Annotated in this window: 23 protein-coding genes, 1 other RNA gene, 1 pseudogene and 1 riboswitch; of the genes and pseudogenes, 13 read left to right on the forward strand and 12 right to left on the reverse strand. The window is 68.6% G+C overall.

Features of this window, described 5'->3' with window-relative positions; translation table 11 throughout:
- Positions 1-3 precede the first annotated feature (3 nt).
- Positions 4-1806, reverse strand: a complete 1803-nt coding sequence (locus ACPTTC_RS14260; RefSeq protein WP_423392848.1) for an autotransporter assembly complex protein TamA — start codon at positions 1804-1806, stop codon at positions 4-6.
- A gap of 270 nt (positions 1807-2076) precedes the next feature.
- Here ACPTTC_RS14260 and ACPTTC_RS14265 point away from each other — a divergent pair, with 270 nt between their 5' ends.
- From ACPTTC_RS14265 to panD, 4 genes are all read left to right on the forward strand, one after another.
- Positions 2077-2265, forward strand: a complete 189-nt coding sequence (locus ACPTTC_RS14265) for a DUF3460 family protein (protein WP_006478107.1) — start codon at positions 2077-2079, stop codon at positions 2263-2265.
- Positions 2266-2269: 4 nt separating this feature from the next.
- The gene (locus ACPTTC_RS14270; protein WP_011352890.1) at positions 2270-3142 is read left to right on the forward strand and encodes a segregation and condensation protein A; all 873 of its coding nucleotides are present in this window, start codon (positions 2270-2272) and stop codon (positions 3140-3142) included.
- 265 nt (positions 3143-3407) lie between these two features.
- A complete protein-coding gene (panC, locus tag ACPTTC_RS14275) occupies positions 3408-4247 on the forward strand; it encodes a pantoate--beta-alanine ligase (RefSeq protein ID WP_423392849.1) in 840 nt (279 codons plus the stop codon).
- 45 nt (positions 4248-4292) lie between these two features.
- Positions 4293-4679, forward strand: a complete 387-nt coding sequence (gene panD / locus ACPTTC_RS14280) for an aspartate 1-decarboxylase (protein ID WP_069248606.1) — start codon at positions 4293-4295, stop codon at positions 4677-4679.
- Positions 4680-4810: 131 nt separating this feature from the next.
- On the opposite strand, the gene ACPTTC_RS14285 is transcribed toward panD, so the two are convergent.
- The 4 genes from ACPTTC_RS14285 to ACPTTC_RS14300 form a co-directional block, all read right to left on the reverse strand.
- On the reverse strand, positions 4811-5479 hold the full coding sequence (locus ACPTTC_RS14285; protein ID WP_174931681.1) for a ParA family protein: 669 nt from the start codon (positions 5477-5479) through the stop codon (positions 4811-4813).
- 137 nt (positions 5480-5616) lie between these two features.
- Positions 5617-6030, reverse strand: a complete 414-nt coding sequence (locus ACPTTC_RS14290; RefSeq protein ID WP_175951009.1) for a DoxX family protein — start codon at positions 6028-6030, stop codon at positions 5617-5619.
- A 150-nt stretch (positions 6031-6180) separates the two neighbouring features.
- Positions 6181-6318: a hypothetical protein gene (locus ACPTTC_RS14295; RefSeq protein WP_166961138.1), complete on the reverse strand. Its 138-nt coding sequence runs from the start codon at positions 6316-6318 to the stop codon at positions 6181-6183.
- A 94-nt stretch (positions 6319-6412) separates the two neighbouring features.
- The gene (locus ACPTTC_RS14300) at positions 6413-7915 is read right to left on the reverse strand and encodes a cobyric acid synthase (RefSeq protein WP_423392850.1); all 1503 of its coding nucleotides are present in this window, start codon (positions 7913-7915) and stop codon (positions 6413-6415) included.
- Between the two features lie 74 nt (positions 7916-7989).
- Between ACPTTC_RS14300 and cobU the strand changes: the two genes are divergently transcribed.
- From cobU to ACPTTC_RS14320, 4 genes and pseudogenes are all read left to right on the forward strand, one after another.
- Positions 7990-8544, forward strand: a complete 555-nt coding sequence (gene cobU / locus ACPTTC_RS14305) for a bifunctional adenosylcobinamide kinase/adenosylcobinamide-phosphate guanylyltransferase (protein WP_423392851.1) — start codon at positions 7990-7992, stop codon at positions 8542-8544.
- Positions 8538-9482, forward strand: a complete 945-nt coding sequence (cbiB, locus tag ACPTTC_RS14310) for an adenosylcobinamide-phosphate synthase CbiB (RefSeq protein WP_423392852.1) — start codon at positions 8538-8540, stop codon at positions 9480-9482. The genes cobU and cbiB overlap by 7 nt, the downstream gene beginning before the upstream one ends.
- Complete coding sequence (cobD, locus tag ACPTTC_RS14315; RefSeq protein WP_423392853.1) at positions 9475-10494, forward strand: threonine-phosphate decarboxylase CobD; 1020 nt, start codon at positions 9475-9477, stop codon at positions 10492-10494. Before cbiB ends, cobD begins: the two co-directional genes overlap by 8 nt.
- Positions 10491-11397: pseudogene (locus ACPTTC_RS14320) on the forward strand (cobalamin-binding protein). The gene cobD and the pseudogene ACPTTC_RS14320 overlap by 4 nt, the downstream one beginning before the upstream one ends.
- Positions 11398-11486: 89 nt before the next feature.
- Here the strand turns inward: ACPTTC_RS14320 and cobC are convergent.
- The 5 genes from cobC to ACPTTC_RS14345 are packed head-to-tail and all read right to left on the reverse strand — an operon-like array spanning position 11487 to position 15740.
- Positions 11487-12071 carry an alpha-ribazole phosphatase gene (gene cobC, locus ACPTTC_RS14325; protein WP_423392854.1) on the reverse strand — a complete coding sequence of 195 codons (585 nt, stop codon included), beginning with the start codon at positions 12069-12071 and terminating at the stop codon, positions 11487-11489.
- Complete coding sequence (locus tag ACPTTC_RS14330; RefSeq protein ID WP_423392855.1) at positions 12056-12832, reverse strand: adenosylcobinamide-GDP ribazoletransferase; 777 nt, start codon at positions 12830-12832, stop codon at positions 12056-12058. The genes cobC and ACPTTC_RS14330 overlap by 16 nt, the downstream gene beginning before the upstream one ends.
- Positions 12822-13877 carry a nicotinate-nucleotide--dimethylbenzimidazole phosphoribosyltransferase gene (gene cobT, locus ACPTTC_RS14335; RefSeq protein WP_423392856.1) on the reverse strand — a complete coding sequence of 352 codons (1056 nt, stop codon included), beginning with the start codon at positions 13875-13877 and terminating at the stop codon, positions 12822-12824. Before cobT ends, ACPTTC_RS14330 begins: the two co-directional genes overlap by 11 nt.
- Positions 13878-13929: 52 nt before the next feature.
- Positions 13930-14745, reverse strand: a complete 816-nt coding sequence (locus ACPTTC_RS14340) for an ABC transporter ATP-binding protein (protein WP_423392857.1) — start codon at positions 14743-14745, stop codon at positions 13930-13932.
- Complete coding sequence (locus ACPTTC_RS14345; protein ID WP_423392858.1) at positions 14742-15740, reverse strand: FecCD family ABC transporter permease; 999 nt, start codon at positions 15738-15740, stop codon at positions 14742-14744. Before ACPTTC_RS14345 ends, ACPTTC_RS14340 begins: the two co-directional genes overlap by 4 nt.
- A 159-nt stretch (positions 15741-15899) precedes the next feature.
- Positions 15900-16150, reverse strand: a riboswitch (cobalamin riboswitch).
- Between the two features lie 154 nt (positions 16151-16304).
- Here ACPTTC_RS14345 and ACPTTC_RS14350 point away from each other — a divergent pair.
- From ACPTTC_RS14350 to ACPTTC_RS14370, 5 genes are all read left to right on the forward strand, one after another.
- Entirely contained in the window at positions 16305-16655 is a 351-nt protein-coding gene (locus tag ACPTTC_RS14350) for an ATPase (protein ID WP_175950997.1), read from the forward strand.
- Entirely contained in the window at positions 16652-16966 is a 315-nt protein-coding gene (locus tag ACPTTC_RS14355; protein ID WP_011352906.1) for a cell division protein ZapA, read from the forward strand. The genes ACPTTC_RS14350 and ACPTTC_RS14355 overlap by 4 nt, the downstream gene beginning before the upstream one ends.
- A gap of 81 nt (positions 16967-17047) precedes the next feature.
- Positions 17048-17229: non-coding RNA, 6S RNA (gene ssrS / locus ACPTTC_RS14360), on the forward strand.
- 71 nt (positions 17230-17300) lie between these two features.
- A complete protein-coding gene (locus ACPTTC_RS14365; RefSeq protein ID WP_423392859.1) occupies positions 17301-17762 on the forward strand; it encodes an EVE domain-containing protein in 462 nt (153 codons plus the stop codon).
- 179 nt (positions 17763-17941) lie between these two features.
- Positions 17942-18682 carry an SIMPL domain-containing protein gene (locus ACPTTC_RS14370; RefSeq protein ID WP_174941592.1) on the forward strand — a complete coding sequence of 247 codons (741 nt, stop codon included), beginning with the start codon at positions 17942-17944 and terminating at the stop codon, positions 18680-18682.
- 111 nt (positions 18683-18793) lie between these two features.
- On the opposite strand, the gene lgt is transcribed toward ACPTTC_RS14370, so the two are convergent.
- Both lgt and ACPTTC_RS14380 read right to left on the reverse strand, forming a co-directional pair.
- Positions 18794-19684, reverse strand: a complete 891-nt coding sequence (gene lgt / locus ACPTTC_RS14375) for a prolipoprotein diacylglyceryl transferase (RefSeq protein WP_175950996.1) — start codon at positions 19682-19684, stop codon at positions 18794-18796.
- Between the two features lie 91 nt (positions 19685-19775).
- On the reverse strand, positions 19776-20690 hold the full coding sequence (locus ACPTTC_RS14380; protein ID WP_175950995.1) for a LysR substrate-binding domain-containing protein: 915 nt from the start codon (positions 20688-20690) through the stop codon (positions 19776-19778).
- Between the last annotated feature and the right edge of the window lie 34 nt (positions 20691-20724).

Here is a 20724-nt window from a genome sequence, read left to right on the forward strand (position 1 = left end):
CGGTCAGAAAGCGATGCCGAGCGTCAGGTACGGGCGCACGCTATGGTTGCGCAACCCGTACGCGACATCGACGTTGATCGGGCCGACGGGGCTGCGCCAGCGCGCGCCGATGCCGACACCCGGGTAGAACACCTTCTCGCCCCACGCATCGGTGGCGGTGCCGATGTCGAAGAACGTCGCGGCGCCCCAATCGCGGTTGAACCAGTGCTGGTATTCGGCGGTGCCGGTCATCAGGTACTTGGTCGGCAGCACGGAGCCGTCGACGCTGTTGCCGATGCTCTGGTAGCCGTAGCCGCGCACCGAGTTCGAGCCGCCCGCGCGGAACAGCAGCGACGCCGGCACGCCGGTCGAGCTGCCGCTCGTAAACACGCCGCCGAGTTCCGCACGGAACACGAACAGGTCGCGCTTGCCGATCGGCAGGTACTGCTGGCCGCGCGCGTAGCCGCGGATGAAGGACTGGTCGGTCAGCACGCCCTTGACCGCGAAGCCGGCCTCGGCGTGGATCAGGTTGCCCGAGCGCGGGAACAGCGGATCGTCGACGTTGCGGCGCGTCCACGCCCATTGCGGCACGAGCGCGCGGCTCGTGGTCGGCCCCGCGCCGTTCTGGTCGAGCCGGTCCTGGTAGTACATCAGCGAATACGAATAGTCGATGAACTGGCCGGTGCGCGTGCGCTGCGCGCCGATCCGCGCGCTGTAGATGCGCGTGTCCGACACGTTGGTGTTCGTGTACGACGCGAGCACGCTGTTGGTCCAGCCCTTCTCGCCCGGCGGCATCGACAGCTGGACCTGCCCGTATTGCTGGATCTGGTCGAGCCGGCCCGACACGGTCAGCGGCCATGCGGCGCCGAACGTGTCGAGATACGTGTAGGAGCCCTGCACATGCGGCCCGGTATCGGTGGCAAAGCCGACGCCGCCACGAATGTTGTTGTACGGGAACTCGCTGACCTTCACGTGCACGGGTGTGCGCTCAGGCTTCGCCGTATCGTCGCCGACGTCGATCGCGACGCTCGCGTAATACGGCGTGTTCTGCAACTGCCGCTGCAGTTCGGTGATGCGCTGCACGTCGTAGATCTCGCCTTCCGACAGCGGATTGACGTTCGTGACGATCTTTTCCGGATAGCGCCGCACGCCGTCGACGTCGACCTTGCCGATCGTGAACGTCGGGCCACTGTCGAACGTGATCGCGAGCGTCGCGCGCTGCGTGCGCGGGTCGATGCGCGCCTCCGACGACGCGATCTTCCCGCCGAGATAGCGGCGCGACTGCAGTTGCTTGAGCGCGGCCCCCTTCGCGCCGTCCCAGTCGGACTGCGTGAACGGATCGCCCGGCTTCAGCGAGAACGCGAAACGGGTCGCCGCTTCCTGCTTCGGATCCTCGGTGTCGATGGGCCCCTTGAACGTCAGGTCGACGCTCGACACGATCGTCTGCTTCCCGGGATCGACCGCGATGCGCACGTCGCGCTTGCCGTCGCGCGTGCGCACGTCGGTGCGCACGACCGGGGAGAAATAGCCGGCCGTCGCGGTCAGGTCGCGCACCTGCTGCGGCGTGGCGGTGACGAGGAAGTCGAACTGGTCGTCGCTGATGTCGTCGCGCTTCGCGAAGCGCGCGATATCGAGATGCGACTTGAGCAGCTTGCGAATCGAGCGCGGCGCGTCGATGTCGACGTCGTACTTCGCGTGGGCCGGCAGCGCGAAGCACGCGGCAAGGCAACCCGCGAGGGCCACCCGCGCGGCGCCGGCGCGATTGCGTTCCACGCGCGGGCCCGCGTCATGTGCCGCATGTGCTTGCTGGTTCGACTGCCCCGCCAAATATCACCCCGCCCTCGGTTATCACGGTTTTGTGGAAAACCCTGTATTTGACCACAGGGTGCTGGCACCGAAGCTTAATGTTTGTAAACCGCTTCGCAAGCGAGCGCGCGTGGCCGCGGCATCATGCGTGACGGTGCGCTTCCCGGTGCCGGCTGCATGCCAGACCGCGGATTCGACGCGCGATTGACGCCGGCCGTTCCCGCGATGCGGTAAAATCCCGCCATCGTGAATCCGGCGCATCGTGCGCCGCCCGAAACGGAAAATCCAGCCATGCCGTACCAGTCCGATGTCACGCAGTTCCTGAACCAGCTCAAGCAGCAGAAGCCGACGCTCGAGGAAGAGCAGCGCAAGGGCCGTTCCCTGCTGTGGGACAAGCAGCCGATCGACCTCGAAGAGCGCGCCGAGCAGCAGGAATCGCGCGTGAAGCAGACGTCGTACGTCTACTACCAGAACTTCTGACGACGTGAGCGCCGCAGACGAGGCCAGCGCCGCCCGGCAGGACGACGCGATCGCCGCGCCCGCGGGCGCCGATTCGACGCCCGACACGGTCGACGGTGTCGCGGCGTTCGCTCGCCTGTACGGCGAGCCGCTCTTCAAGCTGCCGCAGGATCTCTACATCCCGCCCGATGCGCTCGAGATCTTCCTCGAGACCTTCGAAGGCCCGCTCGACCTGCTGCTCTACCTGATCCGCAAGCAGAACTTCAACGTGCTCGACATCCCGATGGCGCAGGTCACCGCGCAATATCTGGGTTACGTCGACCAGATCCGCACGTCGAACCTCGAACTCGCGGCCGAGTACCTGCTGATGGCCGCGATGCTGATCGAGATCAAGTCGCGGATGCTGCTGCCGGTCAAGAAGGCCGACACCGGCGAGGAAGCCGAGGATCCACGCGCCGAACTCGTGCGCCGCCTGCTCGAATACGAGCAGATGAAGCTCGCCGCGCAGCGGCTCGACCAGTTGCCGCAGCTCGGCCGCGACTTCCTGCGCGCCGAGGTCTACATCGAGCAGAGCGTCACGCCGCGCTTCCCCGACGTGAATTCGGACGACCTGCGCGCCGCATGGGCCGACGTGCTCAAGCGCGCGAAGCTCGTCCAGCACCACAAGATCTCCCGAGAGGAGCTGTCGGTGCGCGAACACATGAGCCTGATCCTGCGCCGGCTGCAGAACGCGCGCTTCATGGAGTTCGCCGAGCTGTTCGACACGTCGCGCGGCGTGCCGGTCGTCGTCGTGAATTTCATCGCGATGCTCGAGCTCGCGCGCGAGTCGCTCCTCGAGATCACGCAGGCCGAGCCGTTCGCGCCGATCTACGTGCGTCTCGCGTACCTGCCCGCGTAACCCCCGCGCCCGGCCTTTCCGTTCTCCCGAGTCATCCCGGCACCCTCGCCGCCTCAGCGCAGCCCGGCACGGCCGCGTGAGCCGTTACCGGCACGCCCGATTAAAAAGTGAACGATCGTTCTTTTTCCGATGCGTTTGGCGGCCAAATCCTCTACAATCCGCCGACGCCCGATGCGCCGCCCGCGCGCCGGCGTTCTCCGCTTCGACCCCGACGCCGCTGCTGCGGCGCCAACGCGCGCCAGCGCGAGGAACCCGCTACCCGATCATGAAAGTCATCAGCTCGATCCATGAACTGCGCGACCAGCTGCGCGGACAGAACCGCACGGCGTTCGTGCCGACGATGGGCAACCTGCACGAAGGGCACCTGTCGCTGATGCGCCTCGCGCGCCAGCACGGCGACCCGGTCGTGGCGAGCATCTTCGTCAACCGGCTGCAATTCGGCCCGAACGAGGATTTCGACAAGTATCCGCGCACGCTCCAGGACGATATCGAGAAGCTGCAGAAGGAAAACGTCTACGTGCTGTTCGCGCCGACCGAGCGCGACATGTACCCGGAACCGCAGGAATACCGCGTGCTGCCGCCGGACGATCTCGGCGGGATCCTCGAAGGGGAATTCCGGCCCGGCTTCTTCACCGGCGTGTGCACGGTCGTGACGAAGCTGATGGCCTGCGTGCAGCCGCGCGTCGCCGTGTTCGGCAAGAAGGACTACCAGCAGTTGATGATCGTGCGCCGCATGTGCCAGCAGCTCGCGCTGCCGGTCGACGTCATCGCCGCCGAAACCGTGCGCGACGAGGACGGCCTCGCGCTGTCGTCGCGCAATCGCTACCTGTCGACCGACGAGCGCAACGAAGCGCCCGAACTCGCGAAGACGCTGCAGCGCATCCGCGAGAGCGTGCTCGGCGGCGAACGCGACCTCGGCAAGCTCGAAGAAATGGCCCGCACGCATCTGGCCGGCCGCGGCTGGGCGCCCGACTACATCTCGATCCGCCGCCGCGCGAACCTGATCGCGCCGAGCGCAACCGAGCTCGAAGCCGGCGAACCGCTCGTCGTCGTCGCCGCCGCGAAGCTCGGCGCGACGCGCCTCATCGACAACCTGGAAATCTGACGGGCCGCCCCGCCCGCGCCTCTCACGACGCATCACGGAGACACCATGCAGCGCCACATGCTCAAATCGAAGATCCATCGCGCGGCCGTCACGCACTGCGAGCTGCACTACGAAGGCTCGTGCGCGATCGACGAAGACCTGCTCGACGCATCGGGCATCATCGAAAACGAACGGATCGACATCTGGAACATCAACAACGGCGAGCGCTTCTCGACGTACGCGATCAAGGGTGAGCGCGGCAGCGGGATGATCTCGCTGAACGGTTCGGCCGCGCGTCGCGCGCAACTCGGCGACCTCGTGATCATCGCGGCGTTCGCGATGGTCGACGAAGCCGAGCTGCAGGCCGGCTGGAAGCCGAAGCTTGTGTTCATCGACGACGGCAACAAGATCAAGGGCCACCGCGATCACGTGCCGACGCAGAACTGGACCTGACCTGAACGGCCACCCGCGTGGCCTGGCGCGCGGGAGCAGCCGCGCCGCTTGTAGTCGAAGGGCCGGATTCCGTACGCCACGGAATCCGGCCCTTTCTCATTTCATCGTGCGCCGGTCCGGCGGCCGCGCGATCAGGACGCCTTGGCAGCCTTCTCCGTCTTCTCTGCCTTGGGCGCCCGGCGTTCGGCCCATTCGACGATCGGCCGCCACTGTTCGAGATCCTTCTCGACCCGGCTCTTCGCGACGTCCCACAGCGTGAGGCCGTGCGCGGCGATCTGCACATAGTTCTGCGTGTCGCGCACGTAGCCGAGCACCGGCAGGCCGAGCCCCTCGACGAACCGGTGAAGCTGGTCGGACGAGCGGGTGCGTGCGTCGACCCGCATCCCGACGATCCCGACCTCGACGCTGCCCTTGCGCACGGCCTTCTCGCCGGCGAGGCGTTCCAGAAACTGCTGCGTGGCCAGGATATCGAACATCGACGGCTGCAGCGGCACGATCACCTTGTCCGCCAGTTGCAGCGCGACGTTGAGCCGGTTGCCGTGCAGGCCGGCCGGCGTATCGATCACGGCATATTCGAGGCCGCGCGGCGGCTTCGTCGGCGCGTCCGGATCAAGCTCCCATGCCTCGATCGCCGGCAATCCGGCCGGCCGCAGGTCGAGCCACGCATGCGCGGACTGCTGCCGGTCCAGGTCGGCGAGCGCGACCCATGCGCCCTGCGCCGCGAAGTAGCCGGCAAGATTGGTGGACAGCGTGCTCTTTCCCACGCCGCCCTTCGGATTCGCCACCACGATCACCGTCATGAATTCCCCCCGAAAGAACCGCGCGGCGCCGGCCGCATGGCAAGCGCCGCTCGATTGCGGATACAGGGAGCGATGATATCGGCAAACGGGGGGTCACCGGAACGGGTTGCGCCGCGCCGTGTCGGCTTACCTTCCCCTTACACACGCCGAACCGCGGCCTCCCGTGCGCCGAGCGCGAACGCGCCGCCGCCCAGCAGCGCTTGCACGGCGAGCGTGACGGCCCAGAACGCTGGATATTCCCAGCCGCCGTTCGGCGACGCGAAGCTCCAGCCGTTCGGCAGATGCGCGGCGGTCGCGCCGAGCATGAACGGCAGCAGCACGAGCGCGGCGACGCGCACGCGCAAGCCCGCGAGCAGCGCAAGACCGCCCGCCAGTTCGACGAACGTCGTCAGGTACGCGAGCCAGCCCGGCAGGCCGATCGACGCAAAGAACTGGGCGGTGCCGGGCAGCGTGAAGACGAACACCTTCTGCGCGACGTGCGCGAGGTACAGCACGCCGAGCGTGACGCGCAGCAGGGTCGCGGCAAATTCGTTGAGGCGATTGGGGTTCATGGCGAATTCCTTCGTGAGTGGATGAGAATGGATCGCACTCTATTCGAATCGATTCGACCGATAAACACGCCAATCTGCTTTAACTGATTCCCGCATGGAACGAATCAGGTCATAAAAGAGGGCATGACCGATCATGCCCCGGTACGAACCTCAGTAACCGCTTTTGCCTTGTGACGAATCGGCGCCGGACGGGCTGCCGCCCGCGCCGTACGAATCGCACGCGTGCGCATAGGCCGACGCGCCCAGCAGCGCCGCCAGCAGCACGCTCCACCACCACCGAACCTTCATCGCCGCACTCCTCCGGACGAACCACCGCCCACCTGTGTTGTACGCGATCCGGCGGAAAATGCGAGGCCTGTTGCATCCGGCCCCGGCCCGCGCGTCAGCGGAATTCCGCGTACAGCGCGTCGAGGTCGAGATGCTCGGCGAACGTATCGGCAAGCCGCTCGAGCGACGCCTCGCGCAGCGCCGGGTAGTCGATGCGTTCCGCACCGCCGAGTCCGGCCCACGCGAGCAGCGCCGCGCACGCGTCGGGCAAGTCGAACAGCCCGTGCACGTACGTCGCGAGGATCTGGCCGTCGGCGGACACCGCGCCGTCCGCGCGCGTGCCGCCCGGTGCGGCGTCGGCTGCCAGCGCCAGCGCGGGCGCCGCGAGCGCGGGCCCTTGCGTATCGCCCATGTGGATCTCGTATCCACGCACGGCAGCCCCGCCCGGCAGCGCGAGGCGCCCCGTCACGTTCTTCAGCGTCTTGTCGGGCTGCAGCGTCGTGTCGAAATCGAGCAACCCGAGCCCCAACACGCTGCCGGGCGCGCCTTCGAGGCCGAGCGGATCGTCGAGCGAGCGGCCGAGCATCTGCATCCCGCCGCATATGCCGATCACCTTGCCGCCGTAGCGCAGGTGGCGACGGATCAGCGTGTCCCAGCCCGCGTCGCGCAGCCATGCGAGATCGCGCTGCACGCTCTTCGAACCGGGCAGGATCAGCAGGTCCGCGTCCGGCACGGGGCCGCTCTTCCAGTACGTGAATTCGACCTGCGGATGCGCACGCAGCGGATCGAAATCGGTGTGGTTGCTGATGCGCGGCAGCGCCGGCACGACGACGCGCAACACGCCGGCGTCGCCCCGTGCGGCTGCGCTGCGCGCCTGTGCGGGCAGCATGTCCTCGGCGTCGAGCAGCAGCCCGTGCAGGTACGGCAGCACGCCGAACACCGGCTTGCCCGTTTGCGCGCGCAGCCAGTCGAGCCCCGGTTCGAGCAGCTTGATATCGCCGCGGAAGCGGTTGATCACGAAGCCGCGCACGCGCGCACGCTCGCTGTCCGACAGGCACGCGAGCGTACCGACCAGGTGCGCGAACACGCCGCCGCGGTCGATATCGGCGACGAGCACGACCGGACAGTCGACACGTTCGGCAAACCCCATGTTCGCGATGTCGCCATCGCGCAGGTTGATCTCCGCCGGGCTGCCCGCGCCCTCGACGATCACCGTGTCGTAGCCGGCACGCAGGCGCGCGTACGACTCGAGCACGGCATCGAACGCGACCGGCTTGTAGTCGTGGTAAGCGCGTGCGTCGAGATTCATGCGCGCCTTGCCGTGAATGATCACCTGCGCGCCGCGGTCGCTCGTCGGCTTCAGCAGCACGGGGTTGAAATCCGTATGCGGCGCGACGCCCGCGGCCAGTGCCTGCAGTGCCTGCGCGCGGCCGATCTCGCCGCCGTCGGCCGTCACCGCGCTGTTGAGCGCCATGTTCTGCGGCTTGAACGGCGCGACGCGCGCGCCGGCGCGGCGTGCCAGCCGGCACAGGCCGGCAACCAGCGTGCTCTTGCCCGCGTCGGACGTCGTGCCCTGGATCATCAGCGTGCCGTGCGGCCGCGGCTCGGGTGCATTCATCGTGTAAAGGTCATCGCGAGGCAAAGGCCGCATTATCCCCCGCGCCGCTATGCCCGCGCCGTTACAATCACGCGATGATTCCGCACGACCTCACCTTCGTCCTCGGCGGCGCGCGCTCGGGCAAGAGCGCGTATGCCGAGCGGCTCGCCGCCGACAGCGGCCGCCTCGTCACCTACATTGCGACCGCAACCGCCGCCGATGCCGAATTCGCTGAGCGCATCGCGCACCATCGCGCGCGCCGGCCGGCCGACTGGGGTTTCGCGGACGCGCCCGTCGATCTCGCCGGCACGCTCGCGCGGCTCGACGACCCGCACGCGTGCCTGCTCGTCGACTGCCTGACGCTGTGGCTCACGAACCTGCTGTGCCCGGCCGACGGCGAACCGCTCGACGATGCGCAGTACGCGGCGCAGGTCGACCGGCTCGAGCATGCGTTGCGCAGCGCGCACGCCAAGGTGATCGTCGTCAGCAACGAGATCGGGCTCGGCGTCGTGCCGCTCGGGTCGGTCACGCGCCGCTACGTCGACGAACTCGGCCGCCTGAACCAGCGCGTCGCCGCGCTCGCGACGCGCGCGACGCTGCTCGTCGCCGGGCTGCCGCTCGACCTCAAAACGGGAGCGCCGTCATGCTGATGCTGTCGCTGCCCGTCGTCGCGATGATCGCGGTCGCGGCCGCGATCATCGACCGCGCGATCGGCGAACCGGCCGGCTGGCATCCGCTCGTCGCGTTCGGCCGCCTCGCCGCGCGCATCGAAGGCGCGCTGAACACGGGCCGGCGCGGCCGCGTGGTCGGGGTCGCCGCGTGGATCGCGGCAGTCGTGCCGCCGGTCGCCATCGCGGCATGGCTCGCGGCCGTGCTGCCATGGCCGCTTGCGGCCGCGCTGCACATCGCGCTACTGTGGTTCGCCCTCGGCGCGAAAAGCCTCACGGACCACGTTGCGCCGATCGCTGCTGCGTTGCTGCGGCATGACCTCGGCGCCGCCCGCGCGCTGACCGCGCGCATCGTGTCGCGCGACACGAGCGATGCGGATGAAGGCGCGCTGTCGCGTGCGGCCGTCGAATCGGCGCTCGAGAACGGCAACGACGCGATCTTCGGCGCGCTGTTCTGGTTCGTCGTCGCAGGCGGCCCCGGCGCGCTGCTGTTCCGGCTCGCGAATACGCTCGACGCGATGTGGGGCTACCGCACGCCGCGCTTCCTGACCTTCGGCTGGGCCGCCGCGCGCCTCGACGACGCGCTGAACTGGCTTCCCGCGCGCCTCACGGCCGCGAGCTACGCGCTGCTCGGCGATACGGCCGCCGCATGGCGCTGCTGGCGCACGCAGGCGCGCCACTGGGACAGCCCGAACGCGGGCCCGGTGATGGCTGCCGGCGCCGGCAGCCTGAACGTGCAGCTCGGCGGCCCCGCCGTCTATCACGGTGCGATCGAGGACCGTCCCGCGCTCGGCACCGGCGCAACGGCAAGCGCCATTCACATCGTCGCCGCGCTGTCGCTCGTCACGCGCACACTTGCCCTGTGGCTCGCGCTGCTGGTCGCGAGCGGCGCACTCGCCATGGCCACCCATCATGTCTGACACCCGCATCGCGCACGGCGGCAACCTGCATGAAGCCGCGCGCCGCCACGGCATTCCGTACGACACGTGGCTCGACCTGTCGACCGGCATCAATCCGATCGGCTATCCGGTCCCGCCCGTCCCGGCCGACGCGTGGCGCCGGCTGCCCGACGACGGCGACGGCCTCGCGGCCTGCGCCGCGCAGTACTACCACGCACCCGATCCCGCACACGTGCTGCCGGTTGCCGGCAGCCAGGCCGCGATCCGCGCGTTGCCCGCGTTGCTGCCGACCGGCGACGCCGGCGTCGCGCCGCTCGCGTACGGCGAATACGCGCCTGCCTTCACACGCCACGGCCATCGCGTCGTCGCGCTCGACATCGATGCGGATACGCTGCCTGCGACGCTGCGCCACGTCATCGTCGGGAATCCGAACAACCCGACTGCCGAATTCGTGCCGGCCGCGCGCCTGCTCAATTGGCACGCGCAACTGGCGGCACGCGGCGGCACGCTGATCGTCGACGAGGCATTCGCCGATACGGGCGCGACGCGCTCGCTCGCGCCGCACGTCGATCGTCCTGGGCTCATCGTGCTGCGTTCGGTCGGCAAGTTCTTCGGGCTCGCCGGCATCCGCGCCGGCTTCGTGCTCGCGTGCCCAGACCGGATCGTCGCGCTGCGCGACATGCTCGGCGCATGGACGGTCGGCGGCCCCGCCCGCCACGCGGTCGCCGCGGCGTTCGCCGATCGCGCCTGGCAGGCCGCCGCCCGCGAACGGCTCGCGGCCGACGGCGAGCGGCTGGCCGGCTTGCTGCGCGCGCACGGCTTCGCGGTTCGCGCGACGCCGCTCTTCAGCTGGACCGACGACCCGCGCGCCGCGGCGCTGCATGCGGCACTCGCGGCACGCGGGGTCTGGACGCGGCACTTCCCGACACCGTCGAGCGTACGCGTCGGTCTGCCGGGGAGCGAAGCGGAATGGCAGCGCCTCGGCGACGCGCTCGCGCACTGCGTGCCGACGCTGCAACGGGAATCCGCATGAATCCGTCCATGTTTCGCCGGCTCGCGCGAGTCGCGCTACTGGCCGCGCTTGCTGACGCGCCACTCGTCCAAGCCGATGTCACGGCACGCGACGACGCCGGCAATACGGTCACGTTGCCCGCGCCCGCGCAGCGCGTGATCAGTCTTGCGCCGCACGCGACCGAGCTGGTCTACGCGGCCGGCGGCGGCGCGAAGCTCGTCGGCACCGTCACGTACAGCGACTATCCACCCGCCGCGCAAGCGATACCGCGCGTCGGCGACAACAAGGCGCTCGACCTCGAGCGGATCGCCGCGCTGAAGCCCGACCTGATCGTCGTCTGGCGGCACGGCAACGCCGAGCGGCAGACCGACGCGCTGCGTGCGCTGCGCATCCCGCTGTTCTTCAGCGAACCGAAGCATCTCGATGACGTATCGTCGTCGCTGCGCCGGCTCGGCACGCTGCTCGGCACGCAACCGGCTGCCGATGCGGCCGCGGCCGCCTATACGCGCGACATCGCGGCGCTGCGCGCGCGTTATGCCGCGCGCACGCCGGTCACGATGTTCTTCCAGGTCTGGGATCGGCCGCTGATGACGCTCAACGGTGCGCACCTGATCAACGACGTGATCGAGCTGTGCGGCGGCCGCAACGTATTCGCGTCGCTCAAGCCGCTCGTGCCGACCGTCACCGACGAGGCTGTGCTCGCGGCGAATCCGGAGGCGATCGTGACGACCGGCGTGGGGGCGTCGCGGACGGACGAACCGCTGCCGAGCCTGGCGCGCGTGGCCAGCCCTGACGGCCGTGGCACGCAACAACCTGTTCGCGATCGACGGCGATCTGCTGACGCGGCCGTCGCCGCGGATCGCGCTGGGCGCGGCTGCGCTGTGCGAGGATCTCGATACCGCGCGTGCGCGGCGGCCGCACTGATTGCCGGCGACTTGCGCGTGCATCGCGTGTTGGATGCCTGAGACGAATTGACCGCGCGCTGCGCCGCTCGCACGCGGTTGCCGGCGCGCCTATTCGTCCCAGTGCACCGCTTCCCACATTCGCGTGGCGGCATCCATGCGCAGCCAGACGACACCGCCTGTCGGTACCGGGCGCGACAGCAACGTATCGAGCGGCACGCGCAGTACATGCGATGCGAACGTACGAATCACGCCCGCGTGCGTGACGACCCATTGCGGCCGATCAAACCGCACCACTGCGTCGACCCGTCCCGCGACCCGCGCGGCAAATCGCGCAACGCTTTCGCCGCCATGCGCACACGCATGCATCAGGTCCGCCGCCCACGCATCGAGCGCCGCGCGATCGATAGCGTCCCAGCGCCGCATTTCCCACGCGCCGAAATCCATTTCCTGCCAGCCAGCGTCGCACCGTAACGGCACGCCGCATGCCTGCGCGAGCCGTTCGGCAACCGACGCGCAGCGCGTCAGCGGGCTCGTCCAGACCTGTTCGGGAAGCGGCACGCGGAGTGCCGACAAATGCGCGCGCACGGCCTGCGTGCCGGCGTCGGCCGGTGCAGCGAGCGGCACGTCGCTGCGTCCGTAGCAGATGCCCGGCTCGACGCCGACGGCAGGATGACGGATCAGGACGACGTCCATCCGAGCACCACGAGATAGATCGCCAGTTCGCACAGTTGCTGCGTGAAGCCGAGACAGTCGCCCGTATAACCGCCGATCCGCTTCACGAAATAGCGGGCGACCCACGCGCGCACGAGCACGAGCGCACCGCATGCGGCGACGCCCATGCGCCAGTCGGGCCAGAACAACCAGGGCAATCCGAATAGCGCCGCGACGCACGCCGCGCGTGCGCCCATCCGTTGCGCAACCGGTTTCGCCTTGCCTTCGGGCCGCACGTAGTCGAGCGTCATCAGCAAGCTCACCGCCGCCGCGCGGCTCGCCGCATGCGCGGCGATCATCGTCCACGCGGCACGCAACGGCAGCATGGACGCAAGCGCCTGCCATTTCACGCCAAGCGAGATCACGAGCGCGACTGCGCCGAACGTGCCGATCCGCGAGTCGTGCATGATGCGCAGCACGTCGTCGCGCGTATAGCCGCCGCCGAATGCATCGCAGCTGTCGGCCAGGCCGTCTTCGTGAAAGGCGCCCGTTGCGAGCAGCGTCGCGGCCATCGACAACCCGACCGCGATCGACGGCGGCAGCGCGCGCAGCGCAGCGAGATAGACGAGCGCGCCCCATGCGCCGACCCATGCGCCGACGAGCGGGAAATAACGCGCGGCCTGGTCGAGATCGCCGGCTGCGTAGCCGATCGCGCGCGGCACGGGCACGCGGGTGAAATAGCCGAGCGCGACGAAGAAGTAACGCAGTTCGGCCCGCACGCCGCGCGCGCGATCAGGCGCCACGATTGTCGACGCCGGCGGATTCGAAGCTCGCCATCTCGGTGAGGAATGCGGCAGCCGCACGCACGAGCGGCAGCGCGAGCGCCGCACCCGTGCCTTCGCCAAGCCGCAGGTCGAGTGCGAGCAGCGGCTTCGCGCCGAAATGCTCGAGCATGCGCCGGTGCCCGGCCTCGTGCGACGTATGCGAGAACACGCAGTAGTCGCGCACGCCCGGCACGATGCGCTCGGCGACGAGCAGCGCGGCCGTCGCGATGAAGCCGTCGACGAGAATCGTCATCCGCTCGCTCGCGGCCGCGAGATACGCGCCCGTCATCATCGCGATCTCGAAGCCGCCGAACGTCGCGAGCACATCGAGCGGCGCGATCGCGTGCGAGTGCTTGACGAGCGCGCGTCCGAGCACCGCGCGCTTGTGCGCGAGGCCCTGGTCGTCGAGGCCCGTGCCGCGCCCGACGCACGCGTCGATCGGCACGCTGAGCAGGCGGCTCATCAGGCACGCGGCCGACGACGTGTTCGCGATTCCCATCTCGCCGAAGCCGATCACGTTCGTGCCGAGCGACGCATGCAGGCGCACGCGCGCCGCGCCGGCCGCGAGCGCCGTCATCGCCTCGTCGCGCGTCATCGCCGGCTCCGCCGCGAAGTTGCGCGTGCCGCGCGCGACCGGCAGCGACACCAACCGGTCGGACAGCGGCAGCGGCGACGCGACGCCCGCATCGACGATCTCGAGCGTGCTCTGCGCGACGCCCGAGAACGCGTTGATCGCCGCACCGCCGGCGAGGAAGTTCGCGACCATCTGCGCGGTCACCGCTTGCGGATAAGGACTCACGCCCTCGGCGGCAATCCCGTGATCGCCGGCAAACACGATCATCACGGGACGCCGCACGACCGGCCGCTCCGTGTGCTGGATCAGGCCGATCTGCAGCGCGATCGCCTCGAGCTGGCCGAGGCTGCCGGGGGGCTTGGTCTTGTGGTCGATCACGTGCTGCAGGCGCTTGCGCAGTTCGTCGTCGAGCGGCGCGATCGCGGGCGGGAAGTGGGTTGGGGTCGTCATCGAAGTGCCGGGTCGTTGGCGCGGTGTGCGCCGCGCATCGGAAAAGAAAAGGTCATTGTCGCTCGGGCCACGCCGGCAGCAGCGCATCGCGGCCGTTCTCGCGGATCAGCACGAGCGGATAACCGAACGCATCGCTCGCGCGCTCCGGCGTCAGCACGTCGTGCACGGGGCCGGCCCACGCATGGCCGCGGCCGTCGAGCAACAGCGCATGCGTCGCGAAACGTCGCGCGAGATTCAGATCATGGCACGAGAACAGCACCGTGCGCGGGCCTGCGTCGAGCCATGCCGCCAGCGCGGTCAGGCAATCGATCTGGTGATGCAGGTCGAGATGCGCGAGCGGCTCGTCGAGCAGCATCAACGGCGCGTCCTGGCACAGCGTCGCGGCCAGCGCGACGCGCTGCCGCTCGCCGCCCGACAGCGACAGCACGTCGCGAGAAGCGAGCCCGGTCAGGTCGAATGTCGCCAGCGCGTCGCGCGCGGCCGCGCGGTCGCCGTCGCGCTCCCATCCCCAGCCGCCGAGGTACGGAAAGCGGTTGAGCAGCACCGTGTCGAAGACGGTCGCGCTGAAGGCGTCGTGCAGTTGCTGCGGCATCAGCGCGCGACGCTGCGCGAGCCGCTCGGGTGGCCATGCGGCAAGCGGCCGGCCGTCGATCTCGACGTGCCCGCCGGCCGGCGGCTGCAGCCCGGCGAGCGTCGCGAGCAGCGTCGTCTTGCCCGCGCCGTTGGGTCCGGCGACGCACCAGATCTCGCCGGGACGGAATGCCCGGGTAAAGCCGTCGAGCAGCGTGCGCGCACCGGCCTTCAGCGTCAGCCCGACGGCCGCGTAGTTCATGTCGCCGGCAGTGGCATGCAGTGCGGCTCCCGTCATCGCATCGGCCTCCTCAACAACATCCACAGGAATACCGGCACGCCGATCAGCGCGGTCATCACGCCGACCGGCAGTTGCGCGGGCGCGATCACGGTACGCGCGAGCAGGTCGGCCGCCATCACGCCGCCGCCGCCCGCGAGCATCGCGGCCGGCAGCAGCATGCGCTGGTCATTGCCGAAGGCGAGCCGCAGCGCATGCGGCACGACGAGGCCGACGAAACCGATCGTGCCGGCCGTCGTCACCGCGGCCGCGGCGGCCAGCGACGCGACGAGATAGATCCGCACGCGCAGGCGCGCAACGGGCACGCCGAGCGCGAGCGCGGTCGCATCGCCGCGCAGCAGCACGTTCAGTTGCGGCGCGGCCGGCAGCGCGACGCATGCGGCCAGCAACAGCGCCCCCCAAGCGAACCACGGCGCGGTCACGCCGTTCAGGTCGCCGGTCAGCCAGAAGATGATCCCGCGCAGCCGTGCATCGGGCGCGAGCGACAGCAGCAGCGTGACGAGTGCGCCCCACCCCGCCGCGATCACGACGCCCGTGAGCAGCAGCCGCGGCGACGCATCGCGCGCTTCGCCGCGCCACAGCTCGCGGCGTGCGAGACCGAGCACGAGCGCGACCGACACGAGCGAACCGGCGAACGCCGACGCATCGACGAGCCACCACGCGCCGCCCGCGATCATCGCGACGAGCGCGAAGCCGGCCGCGCCACCCGACACGCCGAGTACGTACGGCTCCGCGAGCGGATTGCGCAACAACACCTGCAGCAGTGCACCGGCCAGCGCGAGCAGCGCGCCGCATGCGAAGCCGGCGAGCGCGCGCGGCAGGCGCAACGTGCGGACGATATCGGCGAACAGCGCGTCGCCGCCATGCGGCACGAGCGACGCGAGCGCCTGCCATGGCGACATCGGCACGCTGCCGATCGACAGCGACGCGACGAACAGCAACGCGACCGCCGCGGCCAGCGCGGCCCAGATCGCGGTGGCGCGCGCGGCGCTCATGCCGCGCACGGCGCCGCACACGACGTGCGGCGCCCCCGCTTGCGGCCGCCGGCCGGTCGTGACGTAAGCGCCGCGCGGACGATTGGGGTCAGCATCGAAGAAGGTTCCGTGAAGCGTTGCGCGCCCCGCCTCCCCGCAGGCCGCGCGTCACGAAGCCCGTGCGGGCTCCCCGTCTCGGCCGGTATCCGGGCTGGCGGCGGTCCGGCTCGCCTTCCCGCGCGATGACGCGCAGTGGCCCGCGTCCGCATGCAAGACTTGCACGCGAAACGCGCTTGAGCCGGCCTGCGTCACGGGACGCGGCCGCTTACCGTTGCGGGGGCAGCGCAGGTTGGCGGGCTTCCGGCGCCCGCGCCCTGCTTCCCGTTTAACCGCGCGTTCCACGCGCGAGCACCGAGGCGGCGCCAGTTTAGGAGCGGGTCGCGCGAGCGTCAAGGAAGCGTCCGGACGTGCACGGGACGCGCCGATTCGCGGCAAGAAGCAGGGGTGTTACGACTGGAAACGTTACAGATGTCGGATTGCGCGTTATTCCGCGCTAAAATGCTGGGTCTTTAGAGGACGCAGCAAATGCTCAACGAACTCGAAACCCTATCTCAAAATATTGGCCGTCTGATTTCGCTGAACAAGCGCTATCACTCGGAACGGCTCGCGCTCGAGGAGCAGGTCGCGCAATTGCGCGCGGATGCGGACGCTGTCCGCGCGGAACTCGCGCAACTGCGCGATGAACGCAATGCACTTGCGGCCGAGCGTGACACGCTGTCAGCAAAGATCGACGACGCCCAGGTGAAACTGAACGCGATTCTCGAAAAGCTGCCACGCTCGAAAAGTGCGGAGCAAGCCGACAACCAGCTCGACCTGCTGGATGGGCAGGCGCGTACGGATGGCGATGACGCGGCCAGCCACGGAGAACATGCATGAGCACCAAGCAGATCGAAGTCTCGATTCTCGGTCAGGCCTATCGGCTCGCCTGCTCGGCCGAGACCGAAGCGGCACTGCTCGAAGCGGTCGCGCGGGTCGATGCCGAAATGTCGAAAATCCGCTCGAACAGCTCGGTACGCGGCACCGATCGCATCGCCGTGATGGCGGCGCTGTCGCTCGCATCCGAATTGCTGCGGCTGCAAACGAGCGTGCGGCACGGTGAAGCATTTCCGGCGGAGGAAATCCGTCGTACAATGCACCAGATGAATGAACAGCTCGGCGCGGTGCTCGCACAGCACGAGACGCAGTAACGTTTTAATCGATGCGTCGATTCCCCTTGATCTCGGCGATCAACGGTGGTCAAATTGGCGCATCGAATCACAGTTCAGTCAGCTTCCCTGCCTGGTTCGCCAAGGTCATATATTCCTTGAACCAATGCCATGTGCACGGTTGCGGAAATTTGTAGCACGGGCGCGCGCGTCACTCTGTCTGATGTACCCGAAGTGCTGCTAACTGCGACCAATTCTGAACCTCAGGTTCAGGATGCCGGCCTAGCGGCCAAGGCGGGGGCCTATCCAACGGCATCGGGCGAAGCCCGGTGCCGTTTTCTTTTGTAGCAGCCTCTTTCTGCGTCGATCACGATCCATGCAATACTGGCTGATGAAGTCCGAACCGGACGAAGCAAGCATCGACGATCTCGCCAACGCACCGCAGCGCTCGCTGCCGTGGACGGGCGTGCGCAACTATCAAGCGCGCAATTTCATGCGCGACACGATGAAGATCGGCGACGGCGTGCTGTTCTATCACTCGAGTTGCCCCGAGCCGGGCATCGCGGGTCTCGCCGAAGTGTCGTCGACGCCCTACCCCGACCCCACGCAGTTCGATCCGAAAAGCCCCTATTACGACCCGAAGTCGACTCAGGAAGCGCCGCGCTGGCTGCTCGTCGACGTGCGCTTCGTGAAAAAAACGCCGCTCGTGCCGCTCGCCGCGCTGCGCGAACACGACGAACTCGCCGACATGCGTGTGCTCGCACGCGGCAACCGGCTGTCGATCACGCCTGTCACGCGCGCCGAATGGCGCTTCATCACCGAAAAGCTGATGAAGTAGGCGCATGCCAAAGGTCAAATCTGGTCAGTACGCGCCGCCGCCACGGAACTCGCGGCGCTTTCGCGCGGCCTAAGCAACCGCTGTCGGCCGATCAGGCCGGCTGCCGTTTTTCGTCGCGCGGTACGCCCGCGTCGTGCACGCGCGATCCGCGTGCACGCCCTCGCACAAGGAGTCCAACAATGACCAAGAAATCCGCACTCGCGCTGTCGCTCGCCCTTGCCGCCGCCGTGCCCGTCGCGCTGACGCTCGCGTCGACCACCGCTCACGCGCAAACCGCGAACCCGCACTTTCCGGAGCCGGCAGGCGTGCTGTCGCTGTCGTCGCAGGCCAGCGCCGACGTGCCGCAGGACATCATCCACATCACGCTGTTCTACGAGCAGCAAGCCAAGGATCCGGGCAGCCTCACCGCGCAGTTGAACCAGCGCGCCGACGCAGCGCTGTCACAGGCGAAGGGCGTATCGGGCGTCACCGCACACACGGGCGCGTTCTCCGTGTACCCGAGCACCGATCGCGACGGCAAGATTTCCGCGTGGCGCGGCCGCACCGAGGTCGCACTCGAATCGCGCGATTTCGCTGCAGCGTCGAAGCTTGCGGGCCAGTTGTCGAACCTGATGCAGGTCGCGAACGTCGAGTTCTCGCTGTCGCCCGAAGCGCAGCGTGCGGCCGAACAGAAGCTGACGACCGAGGCGATCAAGTCGTTCCGCGCCCGCGCGGACGAAGCCGCGAAGGCATTCGGTTACAGCAGCTACACGATCCGCGACGTGAACGTCGGCGGTGGCCGCAACGTGCAGCCGTACCCGCGCATGATGGCGATGGCCGCCGCGCCGATGGACAGCGCAAAGATGAGCGCACCGATCGCGGTCGAAGGCGGCAAGGCCACCGTGTCGGTCACGGTCAACGGCTCCGTGCAGATGAAGTAACGCGCAGCGCACGGCAGCCCGAAATGAAAAACGCCGGCCCGAGGGCCGGCGTTTTTCATTTGCGTGCGTGTTGTCGATGCACGCGCCGATCGCACGTGCATCGGCATCGCATCATGCAGCGGCATGCGCCGCGCGACGGCGATACGCCCAGACCATCAGCGCGATGCCCCCGAGGATCATCGGCAGCGACAACCACTGCCCCATCGACAGGCCGAGCGCGAGCAGGCCGAGGAAGTCGTCGGGCTCGCGCGCGAACTCGACCGTGAAGCGTGCGAGCCCGTAGCCGATCAGGAACAGCGCGGACACGGCGCCCATCGGCCGCGACTTGCGCGAAAAGAAGAACAGCGCGAAAAACAGCACGATGCCTTCGAGCGCGATTTCATAGAGCTGCGAAGGATGGCGCGGCAGCATCTGGTACTGCATGAACACGTCGGCGAGATGCCACTTCTCGACGAGTTCCGGATGCTTCGGCAACCATGCCGCATCGTCGCGCATCGCACCCGGGAACAGCATCGCCCACGGCGCGGAAGGATCGGTCACGCGGCCCCACAGTTCGCCGTTGATGAAGTTGCCGAGCCGCCCGGCCGCGAGCCCGGTCGGCACCATCGGCGCGACGAAATCGGTGACCTGCAACCAGTGGCGCTTGCGCTGCCACGCGAACAACATCATCGCGAGCGTCACGCCGAGGAAGCCGCCGTGAAACGACATGCCGCCTTCCCACACCTTGAACACGTCGAGCGGATGCGAGAAATAGAAATCGGCCTTGTAGAACAGCACATAGCCGAGCCGGCCGCCGAGCACGGTGCCGAGCACGCCGTAGAACATCATGTCGTCGATGTCCTTCGCGGTCCAGCCTTGTGCCGCGACGTGCGGCAACTTCAGCCGGATCCGGCCGACGACGATCGCCGCGATGAAGCCGACGAGATACATGAGCCCGTACCAGCGCACGGCCAGCGGCCCGAGATGGATCGCAACGGGGTCGAAATTCGGGTGAATGATCATGGGTTAGCGAAGAAGTTTTCGAATGCGGTACGGCCGTCGCAAACGCACGGCACCGCGCTTTGGACGGCACCGGCGCGTCATCGTTCACGTGTCACGTGGCGAGGGCCTGCGCGCGCACGACGTCGATGAAGCCGGCCAGCACGGGGCTCACGTCGCCGGTACGCCACACGAGGCCCGTCTCGACGACCGGCGCGTGACCGGCGAGCGGCCGGTAGACCACGCCGGTGCGCCGCAGGTTACGCAGCGATTGCGGCACCAGTGCGACGCCCATGCCGGCCGATACGAGGCTGACGATCGTCTGCATCTGGATCGCCTCCTGGCCGATGTGCGGAGTTTCCCCCGCCGCGCCGTAGCAGCCCGTAATGATGTCATAAAAGCCGGGCGCCAAACGACGCGGAAAGATCACGAGCGGCAGCGCGGCAATCTCGGCGAGACGGACGGGCTCGTCTTCCGGCGCATCGCTCGCCGCGGCCGGCATCGCCACCACCAACGGCTCGCGCACGACGGGCAGGTACGACAGCCCGGCCGCGTGGCGTGGCGGCACGGGTGGAATGACGAGCCCCGCGTCGATGCGGCCCGCGACGAGATCGTCGATCTGCACGTCGCTCGTCGCCTCCGCGAGTTGCAGCCGCACCTGCGGATAGCGCGCGCCGAACGCACGCAGCAGCGCAGGCAGCAGCCCGTAATCGGCGGTCGACACGAACGCGAGCGACAGCGAGCCGGCCTCGCCGCGCGCGAGCCGTCGCGCAAGCGGCGGCAACGCATCGGCCGATGCCAGCAGCCGGCGCACGTCGGGCAGCAGCGCCGCCCCGACCGCAGTCAACGCCACCGAGCGCTTGGTGCGCGCGAACAGCGCGACGCCGAGCGCATCCTCGAGCGCACGGATCGCCTGTGACAGCGGCGGCTGCGTCATCGACAGGCGTTCGGCCGCGCGGCCGAAATGACGCTCGTCGGCGACGGTCACGAAATAGCGCCACTGGCGCAGGTCGGGAATCGAATCGGCCATACCTTTTTCATTCGGAAAACGACTTAATACGCGA

The sequence above is a fragment of the Burkholderia mycopellens genome (genome assembly GCF_964265025.1).
In the GTDB taxonomy this organism is placed as follows: Bacteria; Pseudomonadota; Gammaproteobacteria; order Burkholderiales; family Burkholderiaceae; genus Burkholderia.

What these genes read in the sequence shown, in the direction of transcription:
- ACPTTC_RS14265 (WP_006478107.1), top strand. Translation starts at nt 2,077, where the DNA reads ATGCCGTACCAGTCCGATGTCACGCAGTTCCTGAACCAGCTCAAGCAG.
- panC (WP_423392849.1), top strand. Translation starts at nt 3,408, where the DNA reads ATGAAAGTCATCAGCTCGATCCATGAACTGCGCGACCAGCTGCGCGGA.
- panD (WP_069248606.1), top strand. Translation starts at nt 4,293, where the DNA reads ATGCAGCGCCACATGCTCAAATCGAAGATCCATCGCGCGGCCGTCACG.
- ACPTTC_RS14285 (WP_174931681.1), bottom strand. Translation starts at nt 5,479, where the DNA reads ATGACGGTGATCGTGGTGGCGAATCCGAAGGGCGGCGTGGGAAAGAGC.
- ACPTTC_RS14290 (WP_175951009.1), bottom strand. Translation starts at nt 6,030, where the DNA reads ATGAACCCCAATCGCCTCAACGAATTTGCCGCGACCCTGCTGCGCGTC.
- ACPTTC_RS14295 (WP_166961138.1), bottom strand. Translation starts at nt 6,318, where the DNA reads ATGAAGGTTCGGTGGTGGTGGAGCGTGCTGCTGGCGGCGCTGCTGGGC.
- ACPTTC_RS14300 (WP_423392850.1), bottom strand. Translation starts at nt 7,915, where the DNA reads ATGAATGCACCCGAGCCGCGGCCGCACGGCACGCTGATGATCCAGGGC.
- cobU (WP_423392851.1), top strand. Translation starts at nt 7,990, where the DNA reads ATGATTCCGCACGACCTCACCTTCGTCCTCGGCGGCGCGCGCTCGGGC.
- cbiB (WP_423392852.1), top strand. Translation starts at nt 8,538, where the DNA reads ATGCTGATGCTGTCGCTGCCCGTCGTCGCGATGATCGCGGTCGCGGCC.
- cobD (WP_423392853.1), top strand. Translation starts at nt 9,475, where the DNA reads ATGTCTGACACCCGCATCGCGCACGGCGGCAACCTGCATGAAGCCGCG.
- cobC (WP_423392854.1), bottom strand. Translation starts at nt 12,071, where the DNA reads ATGGACGTCGTCCTGATCCGTCATCCTGCCGTCGGCGTCGAGCCGGGC.
- cobT (WP_423392856.1), bottom strand. Translation starts at nt 13,877, where the DNA reads ATGACGACCCCAACCCACTTCCCGCCCGCGATCGCGCCGCTCGACGAC.
- ACPTTC_RS14340 (WP_423392857.1), bottom strand. Translation starts at nt 14,745, where the DNA reads ATGACGGGAGCCGCACTGCATGCCACTGCCGGCGACATGAACTACGCG.
- ACPTTC_RS14345 (WP_423392858.1), bottom strand. Translation starts at nt 15,740, where the DNA reads ATGAGCGCCGCGCGCGCCACCGCGATCTGGGCCGCGCTGGCCGCGGCG.
- ACPTTC_RS14350 (WP_175950997.1), top strand. Translation starts at nt 16,305, where the DNA reads ATGCTCAACGAACTCGAAACCCTATCTCAAAATATTGGCCGTCTGATT.
- ACPTTC_RS14355 (WP_011352906.1), top strand. Translation starts at nt 16,652, where the DNA reads ATGAGCACCAAGCAGATCGAAGTCTCGATTCTCGGTCAGGCCTATCGG.
- ACPTTC_RS14365 (WP_423392859.1), top strand. Translation starts at nt 17,301, where the DNA reads ATGCAATACTGGCTGATGAAGTCCGAACCGGACGAAGCAAGCATCGAC.
- ACPTTC_RS14370 (WP_174941592.1), top strand. Translation starts at nt 17,942, where the DNA reads ATGACCAAGAAATCCGCACTCGCGCTGTCGCTCGCCCTTGCCGCCGCC.
- lgt (WP_175950996.1), bottom strand. Translation starts at nt 19,684, where the DNA reads ATGATCATTCACCCGAATTTCGACCCCGTTGCGATCCATCTCGGGCCG.
- ACPTTC_RS14380 (WP_175950995.1), bottom strand. Translation starts at nt 20,690, where the DNA reads ATGGCCGATTCGATTCCCGACCTGCGCCAGTGGCGCTATTTCGTGACC.